Consider the following 2,952-nt stretch of genomic DNA (forward strand, 5'->3'; position numbering starts at 1 on the left):
GGATACCCAAAAAGACAGAAAACTACACAATTTATGCCCGTGTGAACAGGGGAATCGCAACGTTATGAAAGCTAACGGAATTTTAAATTTAACTATGCAAAATAGGTGCGATTGCCCTGTCTCCAGCCCCGCCTCGCAGCGACTCAATGCTTGCAACGCCCCTTGGCGATCCGTCACTTCCGCAGTAGTCACCACCACCGCATGAGGCAAGCCCTGTGTATCCACAGCAATGTGCCGCTTGATCCCCGAAACCTTCTTCCCCGCTGTGTCCGTGTTCTTCACACGCTGCACATCCACGATCAGGAATCTCGTGCTCGCGTCTCGCCCCTGCTTCCTGCGTGCTTTATCCACCTGATTTTTTTAATGCCTGCTCCAGCAGGCTTGTCCCATCCTCCCCTACTTCGCTCTACTGGGTAAAGTACGAATGTACCGTCCGCCATTTGGGAAAATCTTTCGGCAGCGCTCGCCACTGGCAACCTGTTCGCAACAGGTACAACACCCCGCACCACACTTCATACAAATCCACCCTCCGTGGCTTCGTCCGCTTGCGCGCGCTTTCCAACAGCGGCCGGATTTCTTCAAACGCCTCTCGACTTACGTCGCTTGCATACCTTGTCTCTCTCATCGCTCCTCTCCCTCTCCTCGCCCACTTGGGCTCTTCATCTTCCCAATCTGTCTATTATCCGCCTTTTTTAAAATCATGAACGGGTTCTAATCGCTGTCGACCAGGGGAAACCGAAAGCCTACGCCTTCGGCAAAATCAGTGCGCCGTTCTGCACCGGCGAGCGCTTCACGCCGGACGAGGCCATCGGCGAAATGCTCGCGCGGGAAGACAGCGCCTGGATCAACGAAAAGAAGACGGAAGTCATCCTCCAGGTTTCCCCCGCTGTGGCTTCCTATTTCCGCCGCCGCAAGCTCATCTCGCGGCAGGTTATCGAAAAGGAACTGGAGGACGGTGGACTGATCCTGTCGGGCCGCTTTGCCCACCCGAATCAGATTTTGCCGATCGTCCGTTACTGGATTCCGCACGTAAGAATCATCAGCCCGGAAGGGTGGCAGGCGGAACTGGAAAGCGGACTGAAGGCTTATCTGGAAAGTTGAAGGAATGTCATGAACCTTTTCTTGACGATGAGTCAAATCTGACCGGACGAATTGCCGAACAATAAGTTCAGTGCAACAAAATTTTCAACCGCCCCTCTAAAAAAGAGAAACAAAATGAAAGAGTATTCGCAAGAAGCCGTCAATGCCGAAGTGAAAAAGATAATGGCCAGCCAGAAGACCCCAAACATCCTGATTTGCGGTCAGACAGGCATCGGCAAGTCGTCGATCGTCAATTTCCTGTTCAATGACGACGTGACGACGACAGGAACAGGCGAACCTTGCACAAAGGGCATCACACTCCATAAAAATCCCACCGTGAATATCTACGATAGCGAAGGCTACGAGATCGGCAGTGGAAACCAGCAGCATTATGAACGTATGCTGTTTGACGATTTTCTTGTCGAACACCATGATGCGTCGGATCCGGACGCCGTCCATCTGGTGTGGTACGCCATTTCAGGAGCGAGCCACCGGTTTACCGATCTTGACGTAAAACTCGTCCAGCGCATCAAAAAAGAAGGATTCAAAGTTTGCGTTCTCCTTTCCAAGATTGACGAACTGGACGCAGAGCAGCTTGGCGAAATGATGTCGTCCCTGAAAGAAGCCTTGTCAGACGTCGAAATTTTCCGCCTGAGTACCCGGTCGAGGAACAACCCGGCGCTTGCTAAATATTGTGACTGGGACGAACTGGGTAAGTGGTCCTATGGAAAGCTGCCTGCGGTTTTCAAAGAGCGTTTTGTCTCTGCTTTGCGCGGACAATTGGAACTAAAACGGGAGCAGGCCAATACAGCGACGGTAACGGCAGTTGCCGCCGCTGCCGCCGTGGGTATGAGTCCGATACCTCTGAGCGATGCAGCGCTGCTGGTGCCGATACAGACAGGCATGATAGTTCGCATCGGCGTAATCTACGGAATTCATGTCGGGAAAACTGCAATCACCAGTTTGGCGGTCGACGCGGTAGCTACGGTACTGGGCAAGTCCATTGCCGACCAAATTTTAAAATGTATACCGGGTATTGACACGACGCTGGGCGGAGTCATAAACGCCAGTGTGGCCAGCGCGCTCACCGGAGCGTTGGGGATGGCATTTTCCGAACTGTGTTACAAACAATGCAAAGATTCCCTCGATGGCAAACCGCCATCGATCGACATTGAACAACTCTTGACCTCCGCGTCATTTATCGCGGATGTGATTAAAAATGCGAAGGAGTGGGGCAAATGAAAGCTCAAATCAATGTGATTATTCTGGGGCAAACAGGGGTAGGGAAAAGCGCACGCATCAATTATCTCTTTGGTAAAGAGGTAGTAAAAGTGATATCCGGCCCGCCCGGTAATGGACGTGATGATTTCAATAAAATCACCGTCTTGTCGCCGTTGAGGCCCGATGTAAGCATCAATATTTTTGACAGTTGGGGGCTGGAGTCAGCCAAGGCAAACGACTGGAAGAGCGTTATCAATAAGAAGCTCAGCAAGGATAAACTCTCCCCGGACGACATGATATTCGGTATCGTCTACTGCTCTTCCTATGCGAATGACCGCGTCCAGGATTTTGAGATCGAGATACTCAAAGAACTCCTGGGTAAAGAATACAAGATCATTAGGAACTGTCTAGAAATAAGTTAGACAAGTCATTATATATGATGACAAATAGTATAGTTCCATTCGCCATGGAAATCGGAAAACAAAGCTAATACAGTTTCAAACTCCTCGTCTGTCACCTCAAGGCCTGTTTTATAGTCTGACTCATCAAGGACACAGTTTATCGAAAGCCCTGTTTGAGTTTTTGTTGCCCCGATTAAATTAACAATAACAGCAGCGCTGACAAGCGGTATCCCTTCCCAATTCTTGCTGA

At 50.5% G+C, this 2,952-nt stretch carries 4 protein-coding genes and 1 pseudogene; 3 read left to right on the forward strand and 2 right to left on the reverse strand.

The window, feature by feature from the left end; all coding sequences use genetic code 11:
- Positions 1 to 132: 132 nt before the first annotated feature.
- Positions 133 to 625, reverse strand: a pseudogene (locus LBJ36_02655) (IS5 family transposase).
- Positions 626 to 714: 89 nt separating this feature from the next.
- Between LBJ36_02655 and LBJ36_02660 the strand changes: the two are divergent.
- The 3 genes from LBJ36_02660 (at position 715) to LBJ36_02670 (ending at position 2,723) form a co-directional block, all read left to right on the forward strand.
- A complete protein-coding gene (locus LBJ36_02660) occupies positions 715 to 1,101 on the forward strand; it encodes a WYL domain-containing protein (GenBank protein ID MDR1377936.1) in 387 nt (128 codons plus the stop codon).
- A 114-nt stretch (positions 1,102 to 1,215) separates the two neighbouring features.
- Positions 1,216 to 2,322, forward strand: a complete 1,107-nt coding sequence (locus LBJ36_02665; protein ID MDR1377937.1) for a GTP-binding DUF697 domain-containing protein — start codon at positions 1,216 to 1,218, stop codon at positions 2,320 to 2,322.
- A complete protein-coding gene (locus LBJ36_02670; protein MDR1377938.1) occupies positions 2,319 to 2,723 on the forward strand; it encodes a 50S ribosome-binding GTPase in 405 nt (134 codons plus the stop codon). The genes LBJ36_02665 and LBJ36_02670 overlap by 4 nt, the downstream gene beginning before the upstream one ends.
- Before the next feature lie 8 nt (positions 2,724 to 2,731).
- On the opposite strand, the gene LBJ36_02675 is transcribed toward LBJ36_02670, so the two are convergent.
- Positions 2,732 to 2,952, reverse strand: a 221-nt coding sequence (locus LBJ36_02675; GenBank protein MDR1377939.1) for an ISAzo13 family transposase, incomplete at its 5' end; no start/stop codon positions are given.

The sequence above is a fragment of the Synergistaceae bacterium genome (genome assembly GCA_031267575.1).
GTDB lineage: Bacteria > Synergistota > Synergistia > Synergistales > Aminobacteriaceae > JAIRYN01.

Bases quoted from the DNA above. Each gene is read 5' to 3' on its own strand.
- LBJ36_02665 (MDR1377937.1), top strand. From the start codon at position 1,216: ATGAAAGAGTATTCGCAAGAAGCCGTCAATGCCGAAGTGAAAAAGATA.
- LBJ36_02670 (MDR1377938.1), top strand. From the start codon at position 2,319: ATGAAAGCTCAAATCAATGTGATTATTCTGGGGCAAACAGGGGTAGGG.